Source organism: Paenibacillus caui (assembly GCF_019904135.1).
In the GTDB taxonomy this organism is placed as follows: Bacteria; Bacillota; Bacilli; order Paenibacillales; family Paenibacillaceae; genus Fontibacillus; species Fontibacillus caui.
The window spans coordinates 92428-116264 of sequence record NZ_JAIOGQ010000007.1; the positions used below are offsets into that span (position 1 = coordinate 92428).

General features: G+C 49.9%; 24 protein-coding genes and 4 pseudogenes. 5 read left to right on the forward strand and 23 right to left on the reverse strand.

Annotated elements, in window-relative coordinates; genetic code table 11:
* Nucleotides 1-99: 99 nt before the first annotated feature.
* Both K7397_RS06110 and K7397_RS06115 read right to left on the reverse strand, forming a co-directional pair.
* Nucleotides 100-1374, reverse strand: a complete 1275-nt coding sequence (locus K7397_RS06110) for an MFS transporter (RefSeq protein WP_223067062.1) — start codon at nucleotides 1372-1374, stop codon at nucleotides 100-102.
* A 59-nt stretch (nucleotides 1375-1433) separates the two neighbouring features.
* On the reverse strand, nucleotides 1434-1859 hold the full coding sequence (locus K7397_RS06115; RefSeq protein WP_223067063.1) for a MarR family winged helix-turn-helix transcriptional regulator: 426 nt from the start codon (nucleotides 1857-1859) through the stop codon (nucleotides 1434-1436).
* 164 nt (nucleotides 1860-2023) lie between these two features.
* Here K7397_RS06115 and K7397_RS21810 point away from each other — a divergent pair.
* A pseudogene (locus K7397_RS21810) lies at nucleotides 2024-2311 on the forward strand (AraC family ligand binding domain-containing protein); the annotation flags it as partial.
* A complete protein-coding gene (locus tag K7397_RS21815; protein ID WP_273545580.1) occupies nucleotides 2309-2728 on the forward strand; it encodes a helix-turn-helix domain-containing protein in 420 nt (139 codons plus the stop codon). The pseudogene K7397_RS21810 and the gene K7397_RS21815, both read left to right, overlap by 3 nt.
* Before the next feature lie 95 nt (nucleotides 2729-2823).
* Here K7397_RS21815 and K7397_RS06125 read toward each other — a convergent pair whose 3' ends face one another.
* From K7397_RS06125 to K7397_RS06140, 4 genes are all read right to left on the reverse strand, one after another.
* Nucleotides 2824-4491 (reverse strand): ABC1 kinase family protein, encoded by a 1668-nt coding sequence (locus K7397_RS06125; RefSeq protein ID WP_223067065.1) that lies wholly within the window; start codon nucleotides 4489-4491, stop codon nucleotides 2824-2826.
* 39 nt (nucleotides 4492-4530) lie between these two features.
* Nucleotides 4531-4842, reverse strand: coding sequence for a phasin family protein (locus tag K7397_RS06130; RefSeq protein WP_223067066.1), 312 nt, complete (start codon nucleotides 4840-4842; stop codon nucleotides 4531-4533).
* Nucleotides 4843-4983: 141 nt separating this feature from the next.
* Nucleotides 4984-5571, reverse strand: coding sequence for a TetR/AcrR family transcriptional regulator (locus K7397_RS06135; protein ID WP_223067067.1), 588 nt, complete (start codon nucleotides 5569-5571; stop codon nucleotides 4984-4986).
* A 183-nt stretch (nucleotides 5572-5754) separates the two neighbouring features.
* The gene (locus K7397_RS06140) at nucleotides 5755-6243 is read right to left on the reverse strand and encodes a low molecular weight protein-tyrosine-phosphatase (RefSeq protein WP_337926683.1); all 489 of its coding nucleotides are present in this window, start codon (nucleotides 6241-6243) and stop codon (nucleotides 5755-5757) included.
* Between the two features lie 280 nt (nucleotides 6244-6523).
* On the opposite strand from K7397_RS06140, the gene K7397_RS06145 reads away from it, so the two are divergent.
* Nucleotides 6524-7504, forward strand: a complete 981-nt coding sequence (locus tag K7397_RS06145; RefSeq protein ID WP_223067068.1) for an aldo/keto reductase — start codon at nucleotides 6524-6526, stop codon at nucleotides 7502-7504.
* Between the two features lie 110 nt (nucleotides 7505-7614).
* Here K7397_RS06145 and K7397_RS06150 read toward each other — a convergent pair whose 3' ends face one another.
* The 5 genes and pseudogenes from K7397_RS06150 to K7397_RS06170 form a co-directional block, all read right to left on the reverse strand.
* Entirely contained in the window at nucleotides 7615-8226 is a 612-nt protein-coding gene (locus K7397_RS06150; RefSeq protein ID WP_420488755.1) for a methylated-DNA--[protein]-cysteine S-methyltransferase, read from the reverse strand.
* The gene (locus K7397_RS06155; protein WP_223067069.1) at nucleotides 8177-8848 is read right to left on the reverse strand and encodes a bifunctional transcriptional activator/DNA repair enzyme AdaA; all 672 of its coding nucleotides are present in this window, start codon (nucleotides 8846-8848) and stop codon (nucleotides 8177-8179) included. The genes K7397_RS06150 and K7397_RS06155 overlap by 50 nt, the downstream gene beginning before the upstream one ends.
* Before the next feature lie 129 nt (nucleotides 8849-8977).
* Complete coding sequence (locus K7397_RS06160) at nucleotides 8978-9595, reverse strand: DNA-3-methyladenine glycosylase family protein (RefSeq protein ID WP_223067070.1); 618 nt, start codon at nucleotides 9593-9595, stop codon at nucleotides 8978-8980.
* A 55-nt stretch (nucleotides 9596-9650) separates the two neighbouring features.
* A pseudogene (locus tag K7397_RS06165) lies at nucleotides 9651-10490 on the reverse strand (SPL family radical SAM protein).
* Nucleotides 10491-10620: 130 nt separating this feature from the next.
* Nucleotides 10621-11328: an aspartate/glutamate racemase family protein gene (locus K7397_RS06170; RefSeq protein WP_223067071.1), complete on the reverse strand. Its 708-nt coding sequence runs from the start codon at nucleotides 11326-11328 to the stop codon at nucleotides 10621-10623.
* A gap of 191 nt (nucleotides 11329-11519) precedes the next feature.
* Between K7397_RS06170 and K7397_RS06175 the strand changes: the two are divergent.
* Nucleotides 11520-11657, forward strand: a pseudogene (locus K7397_RS06175) (helix-turn-helix domain-containing protein); the annotation flags it as partial.
* 208 nt (nucleotides 11658-11865) lie between these two features.
* Here K7397_RS06175 and K7397_RS06180 read toward each other — a convergent pair.
* The 9 genes from K7397_RS06180 to K7397_RS06220 all read right to left on the reverse strand — a co-directional run bounded on the left by K7397_RS06180 (nucleotide 11866) and on the right by K7397_RS06220 (nucleotide 19851).
* Complete coding sequence (locus K7397_RS06180; RefSeq protein WP_223067073.1) at nucleotides 11866-13149, reverse strand: MFS transporter; 1284 nt, start codon at nucleotides 13147-13149, stop codon at nucleotides 11866-11868.
* 30 nt (nucleotides 13150-13179) lie between these two features.
* The gene (locus tag K7397_RS06185; RefSeq protein ID WP_223067074.1) at nucleotides 13180-13854 is read right to left on the reverse strand and encodes an ArsR/SmtB family transcription factor; all 675 of its coding nucleotides are present in this window, start codon (nucleotides 13852-13854) and stop codon (nucleotides 13180-13182) included.
* A 295-nt stretch (nucleotides 13855-14149) separates the two neighbouring features.
* Nucleotides 14150-15442 carry an ABC transporter permease gene (locus K7397_RS06190; RefSeq protein WP_223067075.1) on the reverse strand — a complete coding sequence of 431 codons (1293 nt, stop codon included), beginning with the start codon at nucleotides 15440-15442 and terminating at the stop codon, nucleotides 14150-14152.
* Nucleotides 15435-16340, reverse strand: a complete 906-nt coding sequence (locus K7397_RS06195) for an ABC transporter ATP-binding protein (RefSeq protein ID WP_223067076.1) — start codon at nucleotides 16338-16340, stop codon at nucleotides 15435-15437. Before K7397_RS06195 ends, K7397_RS06190 begins: the two co-directional genes overlap by 8 nt.
* Nucleotides 16341-16342: 2 nt before the next feature.
* Nucleotides 16343-17254 (reverse strand): ABC transporter ATP-binding protein, encoded by a 912-nt coding sequence (locus tag K7397_RS06200; protein WP_223067077.1) that lies wholly within the window; start codon nucleotides 17252-17254, stop codon nucleotides 16343-16345.
* Entirely contained in the window at nucleotides 17251-17664 is a 414-nt protein-coding gene (locus K7397_RS06205) for a GntR family transcriptional regulator (protein WP_223067078.1), read from the reverse strand. Before K7397_RS06205 ends, K7397_RS06200 begins: the two co-directional genes overlap by 4 nt.
* Before the next feature lie 81 nt (nucleotides 17665-17745).
* Nucleotides 17746-18471, reverse strand: coding sequence for a hypothetical protein (locus tag K7397_RS06210; RefSeq protein WP_223067079.1), 726 nt, complete (start codon nucleotides 18469-18471; stop codon nucleotides 17746-17748).
* A gap of 261 nt (nucleotides 18472-18732) precedes the next feature.
* The gene (gene map / locus K7397_RS06215) at nucleotides 18733-19485 is read right to left on the reverse strand and encodes a type I methionyl aminopeptidase (protein ID WP_223067080.1); all 753 of its coding nucleotides are present in this window, start codon (nucleotides 19483-19485) and stop codon (nucleotides 18733-18735) included.
* Nucleotides 19486-19662: 177 nt separating this feature from the next.
* A complete protein-coding gene (locus K7397_RS06220; RefSeq protein WP_223067081.1) occupies nucleotides 19663-19851 on the reverse strand; it encodes a hypothetical protein in 189 nt (62 codons plus the stop codon).
* Nucleotides 19852-20426: 575 nt separating this feature from the next.
* Here K7397_RS06220 and K7397_RS06225 point away from each other — a divergent pair.
* Complete coding sequence (locus tag K7397_RS06225) at nucleotides 20427-20765, forward strand: DUF4870 domain-containing protein (RefSeq protein WP_223067082.1); 339 nt, start codon at nucleotides 20427-20429, stop codon at nucleotides 20763-20765.
* A gap of 39 nt (nucleotides 20766-20804) precedes the next feature.
* On the opposite strand, the gene K7397_RS06230 is transcribed toward K7397_RS06225, so the two are convergent.
* The 3 genes and pseudogenes from K7397_RS06230 to K7397_RS06240 all read right to left on the reverse strand — a co-directional run bounded on the left by K7397_RS06230 (nucleotide 20805) and on the right by K7397_RS06240 (nucleotide 23789).
* The gene (locus tag K7397_RS06230) at nucleotides 20805-21836 is read right to left on the reverse strand and encodes a LacI family DNA-binding transcriptional regulator (protein ID WP_223067083.1); all 1032 of its coding nucleotides are present in this window, start codon (nucleotides 21834-21836) and stop codon (nucleotides 20805-20807) included.
* Between the two features lie 162 nt (nucleotides 21837-21998).
* Nucleotides 21999-22184, reverse strand: a pseudogene (locus K7397_RS06235) (AraC family transcriptional regulator); the annotation flags it as partial.
* 261 nt (nucleotides 22185-22445) lie between these two features.
* The gene (locus tag K7397_RS06240) at nucleotides 22446-23789 is read right to left on the reverse strand and encodes a nucleobase:cation symporter-2 family protein (RefSeq protein WP_223067085.1); all 1344 of its coding nucleotides are present in this window, start codon (nucleotides 23787-23789) and stop codon (nucleotides 22446-22448) included.
* Nucleotides 23790-23837: the final 48 nt, after the last annotated feature.

The window sequence follows — 23837 nt, forward strand, 5'->3', positions numbered from 1 at the left end:
TGGCCAACCTCCAACAATTCATTTTCAAACATTCGGGTAAAAATTAATTATCACATGAAGGCCGGATAAACACAATCGCCGCCCGGCATTCCAAGATTGTCAGGCAGGCGCCTCAGCCTTATTTTTGGAAATTCCAATTTTTATCGCCATAACAGCCGCGAACAGACATACCAAGCCAGCCGCAAGGAAAGGCAAGGTATAGCTGCCGAGCATATCCCTCATGACGCCAGCTCCATAAGCTGCTACCGAAGCTCCCAACTGGTGAGCAACTGCAATCCATCCGAATATCATGCCCGCCTTTTCTTTGCCAAATTCCATCGTGGCAAGCTTGACGGTTGGCGGAACAGTCGCAATCCAGTCCAGGCCGTAAAACACCGTAAAGATCATCAGCATAGCTGAATTGGCATCCAGCGCATACGGCAAATAAAGGAGAGACAAGCCTCGGAGTCCGTAATACCAGAAGAGCAGCCAGCGGCTGTCGAACCGGTCGGAGAGCCACCCCGAAAGCGTTGTGCCAACGAGATCGAACAAGCCCATCAGGGCCAGCAGCCCGGCCGCCGTTACCTGGGGAATGCCATGATCGCCGCTAGCGGGAATAAGGTGTGTGCCAATCAAGCCGTTCGTTGAAAAACCGCAGAAGAAAAAGGTACCGGCCAGCAGCCAGAACACCCTGCTGCGAAAGGCCGAACGGAGCGCAAGCAGCGGCGCAAGGAACAGGTTCCCCTGAAAAGGTTCAGGTTTAACAAGCTCTTCCGCTCCGTAGGGAGCAGCCCCGACATCATAAGGATGGTTCCGCATCCAGACCGCTACGGCAATCAACAGAACAACAAGAACCGCAACCGCCGCGTAAATGGCATTTTTCCAGCCGGATGTCACCGTGATATGCGCGAGCAAGGGCAGGAACAGGAGCTGACCTGTCGCAGCGCTGGCCGTAAGGATTCCGATCACAAGCCCCTTTTGCCTTGCAAACCAATGATTAGTTACCGTTACGCCGAGGACATTCGCCATCATGCCGGTACCAAGTCCGGCAAGCAGCCCCCAAAGCAGCTCAAACTGCCATAAAGCCGTCATGACAGGTGTAATCGAAAGCCCGACCGCCAAAGCGCCCAGAGAAACCAGCAGCATCCGGCGAATACCAAACCTCTCCAGCAGAGCGGCAGAGAACGGCCCCATCAGACCGTACAGTAAAATATCGAGAGATACGACGCTGGAGATTTCTCCCCGGCTCCAGCCGAATTCATCCTCGAACGGGAGCATAAAAATGCTTGGCATTGAGCGGATTCCCGCCGACACAAGCAGCACGACAAAGGTAATCAGGACCACAAGCCATCCGTAAAAAAATTTAGGCGATTTTGCTGTTGTTGATGTATTCACAAAAGATCCACTCCTTTATCTATTTTGGTTGTACAAACAACATATTATTCGAGAAAATATTATTTTCTCTCCAGCTTCTCACTGGCCATCTCGTTGTCCTTCGTCAGCTCATCCGAGACGGCGGCCCCGAGAATCGCTTCATACCGGCGTTGCAAATTCTTAGAGGCATCGCGTATGGACTCTTCCAGACTTTTGCCTTTATCCGTCGGATATACAAGGACCGTCTTGCCCTGCCCTTTACGCTCCACCAATTGCTTGCCCTCCAGCTTGTCGATAAAGCGCGTCAAGGTAGAAGGGGTGATGTACAGCTTCTCGGCCAATTCCTTTTGCGATATACCCGGAGTTCCATTAACCAGCAGAATCAGATAACCGTACATCGGGGTTAGTCCTGTCGGCGCGAACTCTTCTTCAGCGATCTTGGTGATGGCCCGGCTTAAACGATTAGTCGTGAAAAATAAGCAATTGTGCAAAAAGCTGTCATTCATAGCTAAGATCATCCTCATTTATTTTGTATGTACAACAATAATACAGTTTTCCTTTATTTGCAATAGGGAAAAATCTAAGCAGTCCCTTTGCAATATGTTCATAGACTTGGGTTGTTACTTCGGTTGAACCGCTATATTTATAAGGAAACTGCAGCGGGAAGGGCGTCTTCCGGACAGCCACGGAAACTTTTCATTTAACCCGCGGCTGCGCCTTCCTGATGTCGCTCGGCGAGCTCTGTTATTATCAGGCGGACGAAGAAGATCCCTGGAACTTCTCATGGGTTGCCTTTAACGGGACTCAGGTCGAAACGTATTTGCAGCAGGCGGGATTCACCCATGATTACCCGGTCATCGCCTGCGGGCGGGATGCGGAAATAACGGAGTGTCTGGACCGGCTGTTCGACGCCACTCAACAGGTTTACGGCAACACGCTGCGGAGGACCTCCGCCTTGTACGCCTTTCTGTCCATCCTGCTCGAACCTTCGCCCAAAGAGGCCTGCCTTCCCCAGAAGCACCAGATCAAAAACGCATATGTCAAACAAGCCATTTGCTTCATTAAGGCTAATTATTCACGGCCTATAACAATCGAAGAGCTGGCGCAGACGCTCGGACTGAATCGTAAATATTTTGCCGAATTGTTCAAGTCCGCTGCCGGCATGCCGCCACAGCAATATTTAAGCCGGTACCGGATGAGCAAGGCCTGCGAATTGCTGGAAAGCTCGGAGCTGTCTATCAAGGAAATCGCCTACTCTGTCGGGTATACGGACCAGTTGCTGTTTTCACGTATGTTCAAAAAGATCATCGGCATGTCTCCATCCGACTATCGGGTGAGCGAGGGACAGACCGGCCTGAGACAAGACTACCCATAAAGGCAACCCGCCCTGTTTCTCGCCTAATTATGAACAACCACCGGCTTCGCGAGGCTGCTGAAGCCTGCCGCCGGTGGTTGCCCGCTTTGGTCCACTTAAAACCTTCCGGACCTGAAAATAGCATAGATGAGCCACAGGACAAGCAGTCCTGCAATACCGAGGCCGATCTCGACCACGGGGAAATCCCATAGGACCGACTGCTGATGTCCCATGGACGAACCAATAATCAGCCCCATCATGATAATGCTGAACGATAATAGAACGATGCTGAAAGACACCCGATTGCTGATCCGGTCCAGCCTGCCCAGGATGGTGTTTAGTTCCGGCGCGGTAACCTCGACCTGAACCTTGCCCTTTTTCATCAGCGAGCTCAAAACCTTCAGGCTTTTCGGCACATCACTCAGCAGGTCCAAATAATCCGGAATGTTATCCGCCCACCTTCTGAAAACCTTCGCCAGATTGAACCGGTCCCTGAGCAGGAGATGGCCGTAAGGCTCAGCGATATCAAATATGCTGATATCCGGATCCAGGGCGGTAACAACCCCTTCCATCGTCAGCAAAGCTTTCCCGACCAGGGTCATTTCCGGAGGAATGACAATATGATGGCGGAAGGCGACCCGAAACAAATCGTTAACGGCTTCTCCGATGCTGACCTGGCTGAGCGGGACATTATAATATTTTTCCCTCAGATCATCCACGTCCTGACGCAGCTTGGCTTCTTTTACATCGTCCGGAACAATGCCCATGGCAGAGATCGCCCTTAAGATTCCCCTGGTGTTCTGGTTCCTTAATGCAATGACCATCGATGCGAAGTGCTGCTTCATCTCGGGGGACAAGCGGCCCACCATACCGAAATCCAGCATGGCGAGGTCTCCGCCCGTAAGCACGAGCAAATTGCCGGGATGGGGATCTCCATGGAAAAATCCTTCCACTAAAATTTGATGAAAAATAACGGACGCAATCCGGTTCGCCAGCATTTTCCGGTCAATTCCGGCACGAACCAGACGATCCGTATCCGACAGCTTGATGCCTGAAATAAATTCCATCGTCAGCACCCGGCGTGTACAGTAGTCCCAATATACTTTCGGAATCGTCACGGACCCGGGCCGCTTGCATTGAGCAGCAAACCTTTCGCCGTTTCGCGCCTCCGCATTGTAATCCAGCTCGGCCAGCAGCACTTTGGCAATTTCCTCTACAATTTCGCGTACCCTGTAATTTTTGGCCCATTCCAGCCGGTCCTCGGCGATTCGGGCAAGCTCCGCCAAAATGTCCAAATCGGTGCGCACCATTTTTTCGATATCCGGACGCTGCACCTTCACCGCAACCCTCGTTCCATCCTTCAGCTCGGCCTCATGGACTTGTCCTATCGATGCGGCAGCCATAGGCACGGCCTCGAACCTGAGAAACAGTTCGCCAATTTTGCCGCCTAATTCTTCTTCAATAATTGCGGCCGATTGCTCATAGGGAAATGGAGGGACCTTGTCCTGCAGCTTCTCCAGCTCCGCGACGATGTCCGCCGGAATTAAATCAGGCCGGGTACTGGCGATCTGCCCCAATTTCACATAGGTGGGTCCCAGCTCTTCCAGGATCAGACGAATCCGCTCCCCCCGGGTTTTCACCGGGGTATTCCGGCCCCTTCCGATAAATGGAACGCTGTCAGGAAAGCCAAGCTCGTGAACCATATAGCCAAAACCGTTGCGGGCAAGCGCCATCGCAATTTCCCGGTACCGAAGAAGGTGCCTCACCCGTTTTCCCGCCTTCATCCCATTCCTCCTCTCGGAGCAGCCCGGATCTCTCTGACGCTACCCTTCGGCTTTGTCCTGGTTCAGCTTTTGCTCCAGCAGCTCAACCCGTTTCGTTAATTCCTCCACTTGCTCCTTGGTCGCAAAGTTGTGTGCTCCGATCATTTTCTGTACTCGTTCGTTGACCATAGTCTCGATATTGCGCTTTGCTTCCTGTCCTTTGGCGACAAGGTCATTGACCACATCCGACGACTCGCTGCGCGAGAGCTCGCCTTTCTTTACCAGCTCGTCAACCGCCTTCTCGATTTGCTCCTTGCTTTGCACCGCAAGTCCAAGCCCAAGCGACAGCGCCCGGTTAAACAGATCCCTCATCCTTCACCTGCTCCTTTCGTTATTAATTTCATATGACTTACCCCTTTGTTTTATTTTACCACTATTTCCTCTTCCGCATTCTGCCGAGGACGAATCAGTGAAGCAAAAATATAATACTTGCAATCAACTTTATAAAAAATGCTAGGGAGTCAATGCCCTAGAGAACAGCCGTACGCTCTCCTCGATAAATTCGTTTAACGAGCCTTCCGGAGTGGGGTCTTGTTCGTGCAAGCTGCTGATAAACGCGCCGTAATTCATCCACATGAAAGACAACGCCTGCATTTCAGGATTCGTCGTCAACACCTTGCCCTGTTCCGCCATTGTAATTAAGTACCTCGTTAAAAGATTTTTCAGATGTTTAGGATGGCGCCCGGCCTCCCGATAAACCTCTTCCGGAAGACTGCTGCTGCCTCTTTGAGCGATAAAAATTAATTTTCTGTTCCGATTCATGATTCTATGATACGTTCGGCTGATCGTGAGAAGGTCCGAATGGAGTTCCCATATAAGGGATTCATTAAAAAGCTTTGTCATCTCTTCGGCATAATGATAACGGTTGAACGCGGCCTCCAGCAGTTTCTGCTTCGTTCCGAAATGACGAAATAACGTAACTTCGTTCACTCCGGCAGCAAGGGCAATTTCCTTGGTTGTCGTACCGTCATACCCTTTCTCGGCCATGAGATCAATTGCTGCCAATAGAAGTCTATCACTGGTATTTGGATTGCTGCTCATTGATTTCCCCTTCTTTAATGCAAGTGTTCACTTACAGCGTTAATTCTATTCGAGTGTCGCTGCAGTGTCAAGAACAGGAAGCGTCTGGTCTGAAAATATAATAAGCCCGCGGTTTACGCGGACTTTTCAACCTGAATCTGAATGGCTTGCAAAAAACGCCTGTCCCCTAAAGGCATCGGGCCTCTACGCTTTATGGGCATCCTCCTGCCGGATATGCTCCAATAAAGCCCGGCAGCCCTGGCCAACAAGATCGTAGACGTGCTCAAAGTTTCCCGTGTAGTACGGATCGGGAACATCCTGACCTTTCGATCCAGGCACGAGATCAAGCAGCTTGATAACCTTGGCTCCCGTCCCCTTCGTTAACCGGCTCAGATTATCCACATTGGACGCGTCCATGGCCACGATATAATCAAACTCCGAACCATCGTTTGCCGTTATCTGTCTCGCCCGAAGTCCCTCATAGGAAATGCCGTGTTGGTCGAGTATTCTGCGGGTGCCATGGTGCGGAGGCTCACCTGTATGCCAGTCTCCGGTTCCCGCCGAATCAATGACAAACTGGTCTTCCATGCCTTCCTGCCGAACCAGATGACGGAACACCGCCTCAGCCATCGGAGAACGGCAAATATTGCCCAAGCAGACAAACAAAATCTTTGTCTTGTTTTCTCTGTTCACTAAGCTTCACCTCACCCCAGATACTACAATACGGTCATCTTAATCGCAAGAATGGGAAGCCCTAAACTTGGTAACGAAGGACCAAGGAATAATCCTTTGGCCAGTACCTGGGCATAAAGCGCTAATCTGTCATGCAAGCTTCGGCAATCTGGCCGCTTCCGAAACCTGGGCGGCGTGGAATTTGCACCCACTGCGCAGGTGAACTAAACTTAAATTTAACGGGAGAACAACTGATGCTCCTGCTATCAATCATGAAGGGTAGAGAGGATGGATGACGGCCATGAAATATGTAAAACTCGGAAATACCGGGATGGATGTCTCCCGGCTTGCCTTGGGATGTATGAGTTACGGAGAGCCTTCACGCGGCGCGCATGCATGGACGCTGAATGAAGAACTGAGCCGGCCTTTCATCAAAAGGGCGCTGGAGCTTGGCATCAATTTCTTTGACACCGCGAATATTTATTCCGACGGGACGAGTGAGGAAATTGTCGGGAGAGCGCTGAAGGATTTTGCGAACCGGGATGAAGTCGTCATCGCCACCAAGGTTCACGGCCAGATGCGCAACAGCCCTAACGGAAAAGGCTTGTCGCGCAAAGCGATTTTGTCCGAGATTGACCACAGCCTCCGGCGGCTTGGAACCGATTATGTGGACCTGTATCAGATCCACCGCTGGGATTATAACACCCCGATTGAAGAAACGATGGAAGCTCTTCATGATGTGGTTAAAGCCGGCAAAGCGCGTTATATCGGCGCATCCTCCATGTACGCCTGGCAGTTCCAGAAGGCTCTCTTCACGGCCGAACGCCACGGCTGGACCCGGTTTGTCAGCATGCAGAATTACCTGAACCTGCTGTACCGGGAAGAGGAACGCGAAATGCTGCCGCTGTGCGAAGCGGAGAACATCGGGGTGATCCCCTGGAGTCCGCTGGCACGAGGACGGCTCACCCGGGATTGGGAAGAAGCAAGCGTTCGCTCCGAAACGGACGAAGTTATAAAAAAGCTGTACACGACAACCGCCGAGGCCGACCGCAAAGTAGCCGCAGTGGTCAAGGAAATCGCGGAAGAACGCGGCGTTCCCCGCGCGCAAATCGCGCTCGCATGGGTGCTCCAGAAGAAGCCGGTAACCGCTCCGATCATCGGAGCGACCAAACCGCACCATCTGGAGGATGCCGTGGCTGCACTGGAAATTACGCTGACATCGGATGAGATCAAGAGACTTGAAGAGCCGTACGTACCGCACCCTGTGCTGGGGTTTGCGTAAAGCATTGGTCCGAACTTATTGCTGATTCTTTAGCCTAGTTATTTGCCATATTGCTTACAGGCTGCCGCGTGAGGGATGCGGCAGCCTTTTTAAAAGCCAGCAAGCCGCGATCATTTCCTAACGACTTGTAAACTGGCGTGTCCGCTTTCCGCCTCTTTAACCTGAAGCACAGTCTCTCCCCTGAACGTTGCTTCTTGAAATCCAGCGTTCCCTTGTTCCAGCGAAAGCAGCCTTGTCTTCATCTCGAGTCCGCCCCGATATCCGGTTAAGGCTCCGCTTTTGCCGATTACCCGGTGGCAGGGAACCGTGATCAATAGCGGGTTGGCTCCGACCGCTGCTCCGACCGCCCGTACTGAAGCCGGTTTCCCGATATGACGGGCAACATCCGAGTAGGACCAGGTTTCCCCATACGGAATTTGACGTAGAGCCTCCCAAACAGCCGTTTGAAACGGCGTTCCCTGCAAATCGGACGGAACGGTGAAGCTGCTTAGGCGGCCCTCCAAATATTCCGCTAGCTCAAGGGCAAAGGGCCGCATACGTTCGTCATCTCGCACGAGCGAGCTGCCAGGTCTACGTTTCAGCACCCATTCCTCTAGCTCCGCATAAGGCTTGTTTGCCGATCCGACATAGCAGAGTCCGGTGCTGCTTGCGGCGATGTGAATATGCCAGTCCTCATGTTTCACAATTGTCCAGCAGACGGTACTCTTGCTCAGTTTCATCATTAGCTCCCTCCATATCTGGGTTCATTGCTTGCTGTACCTTGTTTCGCTGCCTGTAACCGGCAGGAGTGCCCCCCGTTATACGCTTGAATAGCGTTATGAAATAAGAGGTATTGGGCAGTCCCACCATAGCGCCAATCTCTGCTATTGACTGATCGGTTTGCACCAGATACTGCCTTGCCCGCGCGATGCGGGTACGCCTAAGATATTCGGTTGGCGTGATCGCCATGACCTTCTTAAAGGTCCGGTGCAAATGATAAGGGCTGCCATGGCACATTTCGGCGAGAAACTCAAGCGATATCGGCTCGGAATAATTTCTGTCGATATATGCTGTCATGACAGCCACCCACTCCTCGTCCGGCAACCGTTCCCCGGTCGGCTTGCAGCGCTTGCAGGGACGGAATTGCTCTTGCAAGGCTTGGGTGGCCGACGCAAAAATCCGCACATTTTCACGCTTCGGAGCCTTGGATTTGCAGGATGGACGGCAGAAGATGCCGGTAGACTTGACTGCATAGAAGAAGTGACCGTCATAGGACGGGTCATTCCCTAGAATAGCCTGCCATTTCTCTTCGGTCAGCTCCTGTTCCTTACTGCTGCTTGTACCCGATTCCCTTCGTTTTGACATGCCTATCACCTCTGTGAACAGTATAGCCTTTTGACATGCCCGATGTACGATTTTTGCAATGAAAAAGCAAGATAGTGAAATTAATGCTCATTTCCGCTTCATGCCGCGAATTTTCCGTTTCTAGGAATGTTATTCGAACGAGATTTCCCACAGATAGATGGATGCAACGGAACCGTAAGGTGAGTAACAAAGACGGTATTCGTCAAACTGCCGTTTCGTTAATTGGTCCAAACCGTACAATTTCATCATGCCCCGTCGAATGGCGGCATCTCCCCAACTGACTATATCGCGGCGCTCCATCGAGTTGATTAGCAGCATTTCAGCCGTCCATCGTCCCACTCCATTTAGGCCTGTCAGCCTGCGAATGACCTCGTCGTCAGACATCCGGTGCAGCTCCTCCAGGTCGAGTGCGCCCTCCTCGATCGTCATTGCGATCTGATGGATGCAGACCGCCTTTTTCATCGTGATTCCGCACCTTTGGATCTCGCCCGGTGTTTGTTTAGACAGGTTGTTCGGACTGATTTCGCCGAGCTGATGCTGCATATTGTCCCAAACCGTCTTGGCGGCTTTTACGGAAATAAGCTGTCCTATAATGGCATAGACGAGGGCGCTGAACAAATCGGGAATCACGCTACGCTCCACTTTGCCCATTCTGGTTATCGCCGCTCCAAGCGCCGCATCTCTTTTACTCAAAAAATCCATTTCAGCCTGACCGTAGTCAAAATACTTCGTTTCAACCCTTGGCATATGGCAGTAATCTCCCGTTCGTTTCTATAGCCCTTCCGATCTTCACTGCTAAGGGTTAAAATCCTTGCTGGCTTACAAAAATCTGATGGTCTGCAAATACGGCTCTAAGCCGGTCATAAACCATGCGCTAAGCTGAAGGATCATACCATTCCTCCATATCCATCTGACTATATAATGAGCGTATGCCGAGCCTGCCAGTCCTTCTTCCTCCGCTGCCGTCACCCATAAAATAGTCATCCACACAGACCCGATCTGCCACCTTGCGAAGGGTCATCGCAAACGAGGGACTGCTGGGAAGCACCCGAGCAATGGTCGCCTAGGTCGAACACCCGCCGCCCTGAGGTGCTCCAACGCTTTTAATCTGGCCGCAATGGGCGGAGCAGCGGGCGTAAAGTGCCGACGCATGGGCTCCAAATCCGTTTCCACGGTCATGCTGACCCTTACTTGCCCTTTAAGCTTCCGGAGCAAATCGGTATCTCTGACCACGAGGGGACTGCGAGTCTGGACGCTACAGAAAATCGGGAGGATCCAAAGTCATCACTTCAAGCAAGGATCTCGTTATTTGTTCCTTGTATTCGACAGGCTGGTAAGGATCGGTGCTGGAAGACATAAACACGGTTACCTTGCCTTTGGACTTGGCTTTTCGAAGCTCTTTTTGCAGCAGAGCGGCTGCGCCTAGCTTGACGTCTACCCAGCTGCCCCACTCTTCCGGGCGGAATGTGGATATCGGCATTTGCCGAACATAGCAATAGGAGCAGGCGAACGAGCAGCCGGCATAGGGATTCAGGGAATGGGTATAGCCGGACAGAAAGCCGGTTCCTTTGTTTATGGCAGGAAAAAAATTCGACAGATACAAGACGCTGCCAGGGTGACCCACTATAATTTGATTCAACATGAAATTAATGCCGTATGGGACAAGTAAAGAGATTCTCCAACAGATCCCCGCCGCTAAAGAAATGGCAGTGTATAATATGAATCGACCTTTTACTTCTTGCTCAACAATCGCCCCATATAGTTCAATAACGTCAATGAGTTGTGTCCATAAAAATAGTATCGATAATCTTATTAATGTGAATTTCTGCTGTATTTAATGAATGAATATTTAAATCTTCATTTTTGATTAACATAGGAATTTCTGTGCAACCTAATATGACCGCTTGTATACCATCTCTATCTGTCATTTGTTCAATGATATTTAAAAAACCTTTTTTTGTATCGTTGTTCACGATGCCATTTTCTAATTCTTCTACAATTTTTCTATGAATGTATTCCTGTTCCGATTGATTCGGTACTACCATCTCTATGTTATGAGAAATAAATGGTTTTTTGAAAAAATCATTTTCCATCGTAAACTTTGTTCCTATAAGACCAATCTTTTCTAAGCTCAATTCTTTTGCTTTTAAATAAGTTTCTTCTACCATGTTTATCATAGGTACTTGGACTTTTTCTTGAACTTGTTCAAAAACAATATGTGGTGTGTTTCCAGTAAACACCACAAAATCAGCCCCAACACTTTCTAATTTTTGAACAGCATCAGTTAAGTAATTAATTAACTCTTGTGTCTGTCCATTCATAAGCAAATGAAATATCTTGTACATATTAATGCTGTTAATAAAGAGTTCCGGTAAATCTTCTTTGCTTCCAATCTTTTCTTGATATTTAGAAATGATTGATTGGTAATAATCTACTGTTGATTCTGGTCCCGTACCTCCAATAATTCCAACCTTTTTCATCTTATCAGTCCCTTACTTAGATATTTTTACATTTTAGTATAAGCTAATTGAAGTTAGATTTGGATTTGAGTCAATATTTGGACACGACAGATTGTAATATGAAGTGCAACAGGTAAACAAAGAAAACGCCCATGTATGGATTCGTGTAAAATGGAAGTTACCACACTAACCATTGAACAGGAGAACCCAACATGAGCTACTCTGATCGTAGCATAATTGAACGCAGTAAACTAGAAACTTTACATCGTCTTGGCTGGACAACGCACCAAATTGGTCGTGAGCTAGGTAGACATCATTCTACGATCGCCCGTGAAATCAAGCGAGGAAGCTTGGAGCCATTGATACTCGGCAAATGGTTTTAGCCATTTCCCGTCCTTCCCCTGCCTCCACCACAAGGGAATCCCACTTTCTTTCCACTACGGTAGGCTTCCACCACTTGGTTTAATCCCTCACGATAAAGTTCGTCCTGAGGTCCTAACGAGCCTAACCGCTCATTCAAAAGGTCGAGAAACCTATTCTATATCTAAGAGAGTTCATTTACTTTTTGTGACGTAGCCATAACATCACCGGGATAAGCATTAGGGACAGCAAACCTCCAGCAAAGGAAAGGGTTGCATAGCTAGATTGTGCGACAACCATACCGGATAACGCTCCTCCTGAAGCTCCAGAGAGGGCGATTAAAACGTCAACCGAACCTTGCACCTTAGCGCGATTTGATGGAGTTGTTGCATCCACAATTAAGGCTGAACCGCTAATTAAACCAAAATTCCATCCCAAGCCTAAAAGTGAAAGAGCAATAATCAATACCACCATCGAATCCGCCGACGCGGTTGCAGCTACTACACCAGCAATTAAAAGTGTAACTCCAGAAGCGATTGCCATCGCTGTACGACCAATCTTATCTACCAAAATACCTGTAATCAGAGAGGGAAGATACATGGAGCCGATATGAAATCCAATCACAAGTCCAACTTCACTTAGTCCGTGTCCATGGTGTTTCATGTGTACAGGCGTCATGGTCATAATGGCCACCATCACGATTTGAGTTAAGATCATAACCACCGCACCAATGGTAATTCCACGCTTTTCTAATCCCATAGGAATCGTTTCTTGTACTGAGGATATCTTTTCTGACTCTTTACCATAGATAGCAATTGCATTGGCTACCAACAAAGGATCGGGCCGCAGTAAAACCAGCAAAACAATTCCGGCCAGAGTATAAGCTGCGGCTGCTAAAAGAAATGGCCCAGCTAAGCTCGGAACTCCTATAGAAAGCGCAAAGTCCCCCGTGACATTAACCAAATTGGGACCTGCTACTGCTCCAAATGTAGTGAACACCATAGCCACACTAGCTGCAGTTGCCCGCTGCTTAGCATTGGCTAGGTCTGTCCCTGCATATCGGGCCTGTAAATTCGTTGCCGTACCTGCTCCATATACGAGCAATGAAATTAAAAGCAATATAATGCTATTGGCTAAAGCAGCTGCCACGACTCCAACTGCTCCCAAACCGCCCATAAGAAATCCTAAACCTAATCCCAAACTCCTTCCATACTGTTGAGATAGACGGCCAACCAGCAATGCAGCACCTGCTGAACCTAATGTAAACAGAGCTGTTGGAATGCCAGTAAAATTATCAGTTCCCAGCATATCTTGGGCCAAAAGCGCCCCGACTGTAATTCCTGCTGCGAGTCCAGCTCCACCAAAAATCTGCGAAAGAATAACAATGACCAAGGTTCGGCGGTATAATTTGCTTTGCTTTTCAGGAGATTCAACGTAACTTTGCAGAATTGATGACGGGTTCTCAACTATATTTGAATTCAATAGAGTAACACCTCTGTTTTTGGTTTTAAATCAGTGAAATTTTTCATTTCTACGGATACTTTGTTTAAGAATATCCCAGTCTTGAACTCTCTTATCAAAACGAGCAGCATCGAATCCCTTCGATTTTAAAAACTCGATTGCCTTTACAGACATTAAGCAGTAGGGGCCTCTACAATACGCAACAACTTTAGCATCTGCTGGCAGTGTAGCCAATTGATCTGCCAACTCCTCAATAGGTATTGAAATAGCTCCTGGAATATGAGCGGCTTCATATTCATCCTTTGGACGGACGTCGATTAGCGTAACCTTCCCTTCTTCCATACGGTTCAAGAGTTCTTCCATGGAGACTTCCTCTATATCTGATAACTGACCCAAGAATTCGTCTTTAATGCGTTGAACTTCAACTAATTGTTTTTCAGACAATCCATACAGCGAATCAAGAAAATGAAACACTGCCGAATCAGCAAGCTCGTAATAAACAAAGTTTCCGTGTTTCTTATAATCCACCAATTTTGCATGATGTAGGATTTGTAAGTGTTGAGAGACGTTTGCCACAGACATGGATGTCATAGTCGATATACGCTCAACTGACTTTGGTCCTTGTGTTAAAATATCCAGGATTTCTAATCGTTTGGGACTAGAAAGGCATTTACCGATACGAGCAAATTCCTTAAATAATTCATCTTTAAAGTCTCTTTCATTCATTTCTAAATCACCTCAATCGTTCAATTAATTTATTGAATAGTTTAATTTCGTTTTTGTTCCACGTCAACATTGAGTATTCTTTTACTGCCAAAAACCAGTACCATTTACATCTAACCTTTGTTTCTACTATAGATATTTATTAAAGAGTCATATTGTCGAGAAAATTACAAAATAGAAAAAAAGGATGAGCAGTTGTACTCATCCTTTCAACCATTAAAATGTATTAATTCATTTCTCATTAATTCCGAAAAATTTCTCAATAATTATGACACCGCACAATATGTCTTCATTCCTGCTACATCTTGTAAGCCCGCATCGCCTTGCCCAGCTCCCGGAGCGACGGACGTTTGCCGTACATCAGCACGCCGGTACGGTAAATCTTCGCCGACAGCCAGCCGAAGAACACGATGGATACGAGCAGAATGGCCAGGGATACCGCTATTTCCCAGGCTGCCACGTCCCCAATGCCGATCCGCACCAGCATCGAAATCGGAGAGGTAAACGGAATGAACGAGGTAATTTTAATCAAAATCGCGTTCGGAGTCCCCATGCTGAACATCCCTACATAGAACGAAATCATCAGCAGAAGCGTAATCGGCATGATCGCCTGGCCAAGCTCTTCTGTCCGGCTGACCAGCGAACCGATGGCTGCAAACAGGGTCGCATACAGGAAATATCCCAGGACATATAGCAGCAGGCCGAACAGGAATACGTCAAGGCTGATCTGCGACAAGTCTACGCCCATCTCGGTGATAGCCTGGCGGTTGTGAGGCATCGCCACGTTCCCGACAACAATAAGGGTAAGGAAAGCGATCTGCATAAGTCCGAGCAGAAACATGGCGATAATTTTGCCGAACATCTGCGTAAGCGGCGATACGCTCGTAATCAGAATTTCCATAATCCGCGAGCTTTTCTCCGACGTGACTTCCGAAGCGATCATGCTGCCGGTCATCGTGTTGATCATCAGGAACAAAATAATCAGAACATACACATAGATGTAATTGGCCAGATTGGATTCAATCGAATTGTCTTTCTTGGAGCCCGAATCCGCGCTTCCGGCCTTCTGCTCGTTCAACTGCACCGGAACTCCCATCTCGCCAAGCTGCTCATTGCTCAGAGACCCGCCGGCAATGATCCGCATTTTTACATTCTGAAGAGCGCTCTGGATTGTAGCCTGCAGACTGCCTTCAAGGTCACTGCCGGATTTGGAAATGTACGTCACGTCCGGGAAGCCGCCCTTCTGTTCTTCGCCAAACTGCAGATAACCGTCAATTTTATCCTGATCGATGTCTTGCTGCAGAACGCCGCTGTCCGTCTTTTGCTTGTAATCAATCAAGGTGTAGCCGGCATTCGGAAGCTGCTGCGAAGCCTGCTTGAACGTCTCGGCGATTTGCGGCTGAGTGTCATAGAGAAGGCCAATGCGCACTGACTTGCTTTCGTCATCCTTCCCGGTAAACACTTGAATCAGATAAGGAACGTTAACTAAAATGCTGACAATGATAGCGATGATGATCATAGTGATCATAAATGATTTCTTCTTCACTTTACTCAGCAAAGAAAATCGAACGACCGTACCCAGTTTATTCATTGGACTCCCCCACCTCTTTAATAAAGATCTGGTTCAGCGTCGGCTCTTTAATCTCAAAGTGCTCAACCTCGCTCTGCTCCATGGCTGCAGCCAAAATATGCTTGGCATCCGCAACATCGGAGATGCGGATGAGGTAGCCGCGCTCTTTGCGTTCCACGCCGGTAACGCCCGCAATTTCTTCCAATCCTGCCACGGGACTGGTTGTGCCAAGAAAGACTTCCTCCCGCGGGTAACGTTTCTTGATTTCGCGAAGATCCCCCTGAATAACCGAATTCGACTTGTGCAAAATCGTAATATTTCGGCACAGTTCCTCTACATGCTCCATGCGGTGAGTCGAGAACAGAATGCTCGTTCCCTCGTCGCGCAGCTGTTTGACGTTCGCCTTAAGCAGCTCCACATTGACCGGATCCAGGCCGCTGAAGGCCTCATCCAGAATAAGAATCTTGGGCTTATGGACCACTGCCGCGATAAAGCCCATCTTTTGCTGATTGCCTTTCGACAGTTCTTCAATCCGCTTGTCATAATACTCAGGCACCTCAAACCGATCGAGCCAAAAACGGAGGCTTTGGTCAGCTTCCCTTGCGGACATGCCGCGCAGCTGGGCAAGATAAATAATTTGTTCGCTTACCTTCACCTTGGGATACAATCCGCGTTCCTCAGGCAGATAGCCCATTTCATGCCGCTGATCCGGTCCGTACGGCTTGCCGAAATAGGAAATGTCTCCTCCATCCGGAAAAATAACGCCAAGCACCATCCGCATCGTTGTCGTCTTGCCGGCGCCATTCGCCCCCAGGAGGCCGTAAATTTCACCTTCTTCCACCTCCAGCGAAATGCCGTTCACCGCCGTCTTGTCCCCAAACTGTTTCAAGACCCGATTCAAAATCAAAGGCTTTGCCATTACTAAATTCCCCTCTTCCATTTCAATTGTTCGGGCAGATGTCCCTTCATCCATAGGTCCAAAGCCTCTTCCAGCTCAAGGCTTCGCTTGCGCAGCACTTCGATGCCTTCTCTGGCTGCAATGCTTTCCGTTTCTTCCGGACAGCCTACCATAATTCTCATCATACCCGGGCCGCTTTCACTGCTCAGCCCCTTCAGTCTGGCCGCCTCCTCTGCGCCCCCGCGAATCCACCATTCCTGAAAGCAGCCAAGGAGCATATCCTTCTCCACCATGCCGTGTACCTGACCCTGATAGACGAGCACAATATAATCGGCCAGCCGCTTCACTTCCTCCACAATGTGCGTGGACAGAATAATCGTGATTCCTTCTTCTTCAAGCAGTGTCCTCAAGCTTTCGATCATTTCCTTCCAGGCGAATGGATCCAGGCCGGAAGAAGGCTCGTCGAGCAGCAGCAGCTTGGGACGGCAGGCGAGCGCCGCCGAAATTTCGAACTTGCGCCGCTCCCCTTTGGACATTTTGGCAAGCCTGATCCCCCGCGGAACGCCAAAGCGGTTCAGTAGCTCTTCAAAACGTCCGGCATCCCAGGCAGGGTACCATTTGGAACGGAATTCCCCCGCCTTCTCCGCGGTTAAATAGTTCTCCTCATAGATCGGAACTTCAGGCACATAAGCGATCTTCCGCTGCACTTCCACAGGCAGACCCCGCTCATACTGCTTGCCGAACCATTCCACCTGGCCTTCATCCTGCTGTAACGTCTTCAGCATCAGATGCATCAATGTGCTCTTCCCTGCACCATTTGGCCCGACAAGGGCAACCACATATCCGGCAGGGATATCAAGGTCAATCGGACCTATCGGTTTACGGCGCCCTTCCTTGGTAACCCCTCTGAGCTGAACGGCCAACTCGCCAGTCATTTCTGATCTCCGCCTTTCCCTTTATCCTCGTACTTCCTGCCCAGCACCTGCATGAACAGATCTAGCAGCTCTTCTTTGCTGTATTGCAAGGAAATCGCGGCGTCAGCAGCCGCTTCCAGCGCCTCCATAACCAAGGTCTGCTTGAATGCCCCGCGCTGCGATTCCTCCACCTTGGCGACGAACGTTCCCGTTCCCTGCTTCGTCCGAAGCAGGCCTTCATTTTCCAGATCCTGATAGACACGCCGGACCGTTATTGCGCTGCAGTTCAGACTTCCGGCAAATTCCCGGATAGACGGCAGAAGGGTGCCTTCCCCGATCTGACCGCTGACGATCATCGACCGAAGCTGTGTTTCGATCTGATGATAAAGCGGCTCGGCGCTGCTCTCGTTTATCTGTATGGGAATCCACACCCTTTACAACACCTCGATTCATATTCCCGGCACGCTTGCCATTGTTAGCTGCATTTAGCAGCCGCATCCCTATTATTTACTTCAAACCAAATCTCTAACTTCCAGCTTCCGTAAAATAACACGGTAGAACAAAGCCAAGCTTATCGCGCCGAGTACAAGGCTTCCCCACATGAGCGGGGATAACAATCCAAAGTGGCGGGAAACTTGCAGCGTATAGCCTAGCAGGCTCCCTTTCATCATCATGATGGCAATCGCAGCCAGGACAGCAATCCCCATATGGGCAAAGCTCATCCACATATAGGTCCGCCCGCTTCGCAAAAATTCAAAATAAATATAAAGACCTGTTGTCACTAATCCGTACCCGGTCCAGGTCAATGCAAATGCGGCATAGTCAAATCCATGAATCCTATCGTTCAGGCCGCCTGACAGGAAATAAATCGTGGCATAGTACACCAGACCGTTAAATATTAAAGCGGCGACAGCCTGCAGGAATCGGGAAAAAACAATGGACTGAAGCGGAATCGGCAAAATCCGGTAATACAGCAGCATCTGCGTATAAGAATCATCCTTCAAATAGCGGAAAGAACGCCTCGAGAAGTAAGAGCCCGTAATTGGGGCAAATATAAGAAACATAAAATCAACGGCAGGACTGAGAATGTCGGCCGCTTCATCCGATCTTGAACCAAAAAGCAATAAGCTGATGCCTCCGGCCGTATAAATCATGAACACAAAATTCCACAGCAGAGTAAATCGTTCGGTGTCCCATTCCTTTTTCATTAAGATCATGCTGTCTTTCCATGCATTCATCGCCAAGATTCCCTTCCTTCCCTTAAGCGGCAATCCATTCTTTTCGTCCTGCCAGCGAGCTGTTTCCAAACCCGGATTAAGCCGCTTGCTTCACTAACTGTGATTACTGTGTATATCTTTATACACAGTATATGAGTATTGTTAGTTTTTGTCAACCTGCAATAATAAAGAACAAAAAAACCCGGCGCTTTGCGCCAGGCTGCATGCCAAGTGTTAATATAAAATATAACAGCGAAGCCGAAGCCAACAGGACCTGCCGGCTTATAACGTCAAAATGGCCGCTCCCTTGTCCATTATGGCTACGGTATGCTCAAACTGCGCACCTGGCGTCCCGTCCGCAGAACGGATCGTCCAACCGTCGGACTCCCACAGCACCGCGCCGCTTTCACCAAGCATAAAAACCGGCTCAATGGTAATGACCATCCCTTTTCGCAGCTTAAGTCCCGCACCCGGTCTTCCGTAATTGGGGACATCGGGAGGTTCATGCATCGTCTGACCGATTCCGTGCCCGACCAGCGGCTTTACAATACCGATCCCCGCTTCCTCCGCCGTTCGCTGAATGGCATAACCGATATCGCCGATCCGTTTGCCTGGAGCCGCCTCGGCTATGCCGCGCTCCAGCGCCAGTTTTGTGATATCGTATAATCGCTGGACTTCGGGCCTCGCCTCGCCAACCAGATAAGTCCAGCCCGAGTCGGCCAGCCAGCCGTCCTTGTCCACGACAATATCAATCGTTGCAATGTCGCCCTTTTGCAGCGGCCTGTGAGTCGGAAATCCATGGCATACCACATCATTTACCGAAGCGCATATGGCAAAAGGAAATCCCCGGTATCCTTTCTGTGCCGGAACGGCTCCCCTCTCCTGCAGGAAGCGTTCAACAAAGGCGTTGATCTCCATCGTGGAAATACCGGGGGCAATCAATTGTTCCAAGGCCCTATGACAGTCGGCAAGTATTTTCCCCGCTGCCCGTATACGCGCAATCTGCTCCGCATTCTTCAACGTGGCTTTCGGCATGGGGCAAGCCTCCTTTTTAAATTTGTGCGCTCTTTGACCTGTATTCAATGAGACCTGTAATGATTTAATATATGTTATAAAACAAAGAAAAAAACCGTCCTTCGCTGTAAATTGCGAACAGACGGTTTGGCGCTTTCCTATTTCGTTTGTGATAGCTGACCGATCATCAGTGAATCATCATGAAACTGAAGAATCCAGCTTGCCCATTTCCCGTTCAACAAGGTGCGTTAGCTCTTCCTCATAACCGCCCATAATACGGTATTTGCGAACGTACTCTTTAACAAACTTTTTGGGATCCTTCGGTCTGAAAATTCTTGTCATTTCCCGCAAACTTTCCTTAACTTCGTTATGACCTTTCGTTGCCATAATGATTCCCTCCCAGAACGCTTATGGTTAATGCTTCCGTTAATGAGAATGCCGAAAAGATCCTACAAATATTCATCTAGAAGTGGTTAAGTTTGTTTCGCTGCCCTCCGGCAAGCATCTGACACTATACATACCCGGTGCGAACCGCCATGAATCAATGCTTGGTATCCAAGTCATCTTCAAGGCGTAATTCCTTAGGTTATCTTGTGTATATACCGGATATGAATGAAGCGGCCTCCTATCTCTCTATATTGTAACATATTCATCGGCATGTTTCAGCTTTCATTATTTTTGAAGGATTTTATGGAATTGTACCTTACGAATCATGACAGGAACCGGAAGGCAAGCCGGTCGTGCTTCTGATGGGGGGAGCTTACGGGGGCATGCAGAACGCTTGTTAGGCAGATCGAGCATTTTTTCAAGGCTAGAGGCATCGGCAGCGCCATCCTGAAACGGCAGCCAAATAGGCTGCAGACCGGAAATCACGTTCTTAGTTCGGAATGCTTGTCATAAATTATCAAGGAGAGGGGGACTCCCGATTCCCTTCATCTGATGAAATCAAGAAGGTGTTGCGATTGTCACCGTTCAGATCCTCCACAGGCCTTCCGGAAAATCTGGCTGCCTTTCTCTGCCACCTGTTCCCGTTCGTTGGCGGCATTGTTTTTCTGGTGATTGAGAAAAGAAGCCGCTTTGTCCTGTTTCATGCGCTGCAATCCGTATTGCTGTTCGGCGGACTGATGGTCAGCCATACGTTGGCGGGCTTCATTCCCTTGATCGGGATTGTGCTGTCGATGCTGCTCAGCATTGTTGGAGTACTGCTGTGGATCATTCTTATCGTGTCCTCGCTGCAAAAAAAATGGCTGAAGCTTCCCTGGATCGGAGACTTTGCCGAAAGCCAGCTGCGAAATTGGTAGGGCTTGCCGAAACCGCGGAAAACTCGGATTGGCCATAAACTATACGCTCTCGCCAGAGATCAGCTGGGCTTCTATCCAATGCTTGCACGAAGCCCCTGCTTCAGTCTCGACCTCACTGCGGTCAATCTGCTCCAACAGCACTTCGACCGCCTTCTCTCCCATTTCCTTATATGGAACGGCCATTACACTGAGCCGTGGGACGAGCTGACGGCTTACCCGGTATGTATTGTCCGCCGACATGACCCGCACGTCGCGGCCAATTTTCAGGTCCAGTTCCGCCGCCGCCCTGTAAATTTCCAGAGCGCCGTCCATCCAGTTGGACAAATACAGCAGCGGACGTCCCGCAGCGATGTCCCGCTTCAGAATGTCCCTGATTCGCGCCGCATACTGGCTTTCGACCACCTCTACGACGGGTTCTGCGCCTTTACCCGCGCAAAACTCCAGATAAGCCTGAAGCCGGGCTTTTTCCGCCCAGTTGACCGGGGCCTCGGAGGCGGCAATCCGCAGGTAGCTTGGAATATCGGGCTTGCCCGTGGACAGATATTGCAGCGCCGTCTTTACACTGCCGTAATAATCCGCTAGCACCGAGCAGATTTCATCGGATCCGGCATATCCTTCCACGGATACGTACGGAATGCGATGTTGTTCAACTTGATTCGCCCATGCTTTATCCTCATATCCGGGATGATCCAGACTAATGATGCCGTCGACCCGCCGCTGCAAATAAAGCGCGATGAGCTCTTCCCTTGATTCCCGTCCGCTTCCTTGCCCGACCAACAGCACATGATAGCCCAGCCGGACGCACGCCTGCTGCAGCCCTTCAAGAAGCTGCAGGAACAGCGCGTTCGATGTATCGCCAAAAGCGGCCACACAATGGCTTCTGCCCGTCTTCATCGCGCGGGCGCTTGCATCGACGTGATAGTTCAGCTCGCGCATGGCCTTCAGAACGGCTTCCCTCTTGGCCAGGCTGACGCCGATCCCCTGCGTTCCATTGATCACGGCCGACACAACGCTGCGGGATACGCCCGCACGCCGCGCCACATCCATGCTTGTAATTCGTTTTCCTGTCATATCTACACCTCTGACCTAACAATAGCAGGTCACCGCTCGAATCGCCAGAGCTGCGGCGATTTTTGCCGATAAGCCCCGGCCCCCAATAGAAGGATTTGCGCTAAGGGAGACCGCGAATGCGATGAAACCGACAACGTAGAACGAAACGGAGAGGAGCTACGGAGCGCGGCAAAGCCGCCGGGTCCGAACGTAGTCGGCAACGGTCATACCCACTTCCCTGCGGAATATCCGGTGGAAATGAAACATTGAAAATCCGACGTGGGCGGCCACCCGTTCAAGCTCTATCGACTCATCCAGATGACGTTCAATGTAATCGATGCTTTGATGTATGAACGTCCTGTAGCTCATCCCCTTCCCTCCTCGCAGAATTAGCATATCAAACGAATGGGAGCGATCATTGACTTTTTTTGCGAACTGCAGCTGGCGCATGAGACAATTCAATCGAATACATAAAAAAGATCGCCCTCCACTTGGCCAAGAAGGCAAAGCAGAGGGCGATTAACGTTCCCAAGGACCAAGGACGAAGGATGTTCAAAAAGCCCCTCGTCACGCGTCTAGCAAATGATGAAGCAAAGAACTGTTTTACTTAACCGATCCGAGCGTTACCGCTTAAGCAGCCTGCTCATCTCTTGCCCGATTGACGGCTGCGGCAGGAGCAGCCTTTAAGCCGTTGAACAGCAGGTTTAGCGCTATGGCTGTGAAGCTTCCCGCCACGATGCCGTTATCGACAAGAATGTTCAGCCAGGACGGCAGTTTATCGAACAAGTTCGGAACTACCGTTACGCCAAGCCCCATTCCGACAGAGCAGGCAATAATCAGCAGATTTTCATATCGGTTCAGATCGACCTGATCGGCCAGCATGCGAATGCCCGAAGACAGGACAAGCCCGAACAAGGCGATCATAGCTCCGCCAAGGACGGAAGGCGGAACAATCTGCACCAGCGCGGCGATTTTCGGCACGAAGCCGATGATGACGAGCAGTCCGCCGGCGACCAGAATAACGTCACGGGTTTTGACCCGGCTCATCTGGACAAGCCCCACATTCTGGGAATACGTCGTGTACGGAAACGAGTTGAAAATACCGCCCAGCATAATCGCGAGGCCTTCCGCACGGTAGCCGCGGGCAAGGTCTTTGGAATCAATGTCCCGGTTCACGATTTTGCCCAGCGCCAGAAAGACGCCTGTGGATTCGGCGACGCTTACCAGGGCTACAAGAATCATAGTCAGAATTGCCGAAGCATGAAACGTCGGTTTGCCGAAATGGAACGGTTCTATCATATGGAACCAGCCCGCTTTCTGCAGAGGCGTGAAGTCGACCTTGCCGGCAAGAGCGGCTGCCACAGTACCCGCCACCAGTCCGAGCAGAACGGAAATGGCGCGCAGAAAGCCTTTGTTAAAACGGTTCATGAGAATAATGAACAGCAATACGCCAAACCCCAAACCGAGATTAAGCGGGCTGCCAAATTCGGGATTGCCCGGGCCGCCGCCCAGATCATTAAGTGCGGTAGGAATGAGCGTAACCCCGATGATCGTAACGACCGATCCCGTTACAATCGGCGGGAAGAAGCGGATCAAGCGGCTGAACAGCCCGGCGAACAGGAACACAAACAACCCGGAAGCAATGATGGCCCCGTAGATCGCGGATACCCCCATTTTTCCGTCCGTTCCGATCGCAATCATCGGCGCAATCGCCTGAAACGCGCAGCCCAGCATAACCGGAAGCCCGATGCCAAAGTAGCGGTTGCCCCAGATTTGCAGCAATGTCGCTACCCCGCAAGCCAAAAGGTCGATAGCGATCAGGTAGGTGAGCTGCGCATGATTCATGCCAATAGCCTGTCCAACAATCATGGGCACGACTACCGCGCCCGCATACATGGCAAGTACATGCTGAATGCCAAGCGAAAACGTTTTGATCGGATTTCTTTTGGTCAACCAATTGTCTTGTTCTTTCATGACTTGAAAAATAGTCCCCTTTCCATGTCCTTCTGAAACTTGCGCGGT

Coding starts and splice junctions, on each gene's coding strand:
- K7397_RS06115 (WP_223067063.1), bottom strand. CDS start 1,859: ATGAATGACAGCTTTTTGCACAATTGCTTATTTTTCACGACTAATCGT.
- K7397_RS06125 (WP_223067065.1), bottom strand. CDS start 4,491: ATGAAGGCGGGAAAACGGGTGAGGCACCTTCTTCGGTACCGGGAAATT.
- K7397_RS06130 (WP_223067066.1), bottom strand. CDS start 4,842: ATGAGGGATCTGTTTAACCGGGCGCTGTCGCTTGGGCTTGGACTTGCG.
- K7397_RS06135 (WP_223067067.1), bottom strand. CDS start 5,571: ATGAGCAGCAATCCAAATACCAGTGATAGACTTCTATTGGCAGCAATT.
- K7397_RS06145 (WP_223067068.1), top strand. CDS start 6,524: ATGAAATATGTAAAACTCGGAAATACCGGGATGGATGTCTCCCGGCTT.
- K7397_RS06150 (WP_420488755.1), bottom strand. CDS start 8,226: ATGATGAAACTGAGCAAGAGTACCGTCTGCTGGACAATTGTGAAACAT.
- K7397_RS06155 (WP_223067069.1), bottom strand. CDS start 8,848: ATGTCAAAACGAAGGGAATCGGGTACAAGCAGCAGTAAGGAACAGGAG.
- K7397_RS06160 (WP_223067070.1), bottom strand. CDS start 9,595: ATGCCAAGGGTTGAAACGAAGTATTTTGACTACGGTCAGGCTGAAATG.
- K7397_RS06170 (WP_223067071.1), bottom strand. CDS start 11,328: ATGAAAAAGGTTGGAATTATTGGAGGTACGGGACCAGAATCAACAGTA.
- K7397_RS06185 (WP_223067074.1), bottom strand. CDS start 13,854: ATGAATGAAAGAGACTTTAAAGATGAATTATTTAAGGAATTTGCTCGT.
- K7397_RS06190 (WP_223067075.1), bottom strand. CDS start 15,442: ATGAATAAACTGGGTACGGTCGTTCGATTTTCTTTGCTGAGTAAAGTG.
- K7397_RS06195 (WP_223067076.1), bottom strand. CDS start 16,340: ATGGCAAAGCCTTTGATTTTGAATCGGGTCTTGAAACAGTTTGGGGAC.
- K7397_RS06200 (WP_223067077.1), bottom strand. CDS start 17,254: ATGACTGGCGAGTTGGCCGTTCAGCTCAGAGGGGTTACCAAGGAAGGG.
- K7397_RS06210 (WP_223067079.1), bottom strand. CDS start 18,471: ATGAATGCATGGAAAGACAGCATGATCTTAATGAAAAAGGAATGGGAC.
- map (WP_223067080.1), bottom strand. CDS start 19,485: ATGCCGAAAGCCACGTTGAAGAATGCGGAGCAGATTGCGCGTATACGG.
- K7397_RS06220 (WP_223067081.1), bottom strand. CDS start 19,851: ATGGCAACGAAAGGTCATAACGAAGTTAAGGAAAGTTTGCGGGAAATG.
- K7397_RS06230 (WP_223067083.1), bottom strand. CDS start 21,836: ATGACAGGAAAACGAATTACAAGCATGGATGTGGCGCGGCGTGCGGGC.
- K7397_RS06240 (WP_223067085.1), bottom strand. CDS start 23,789: ATGAAAGAACAAGACAATTGGTTGACCAAAAGAAATCCGATCAAAACG.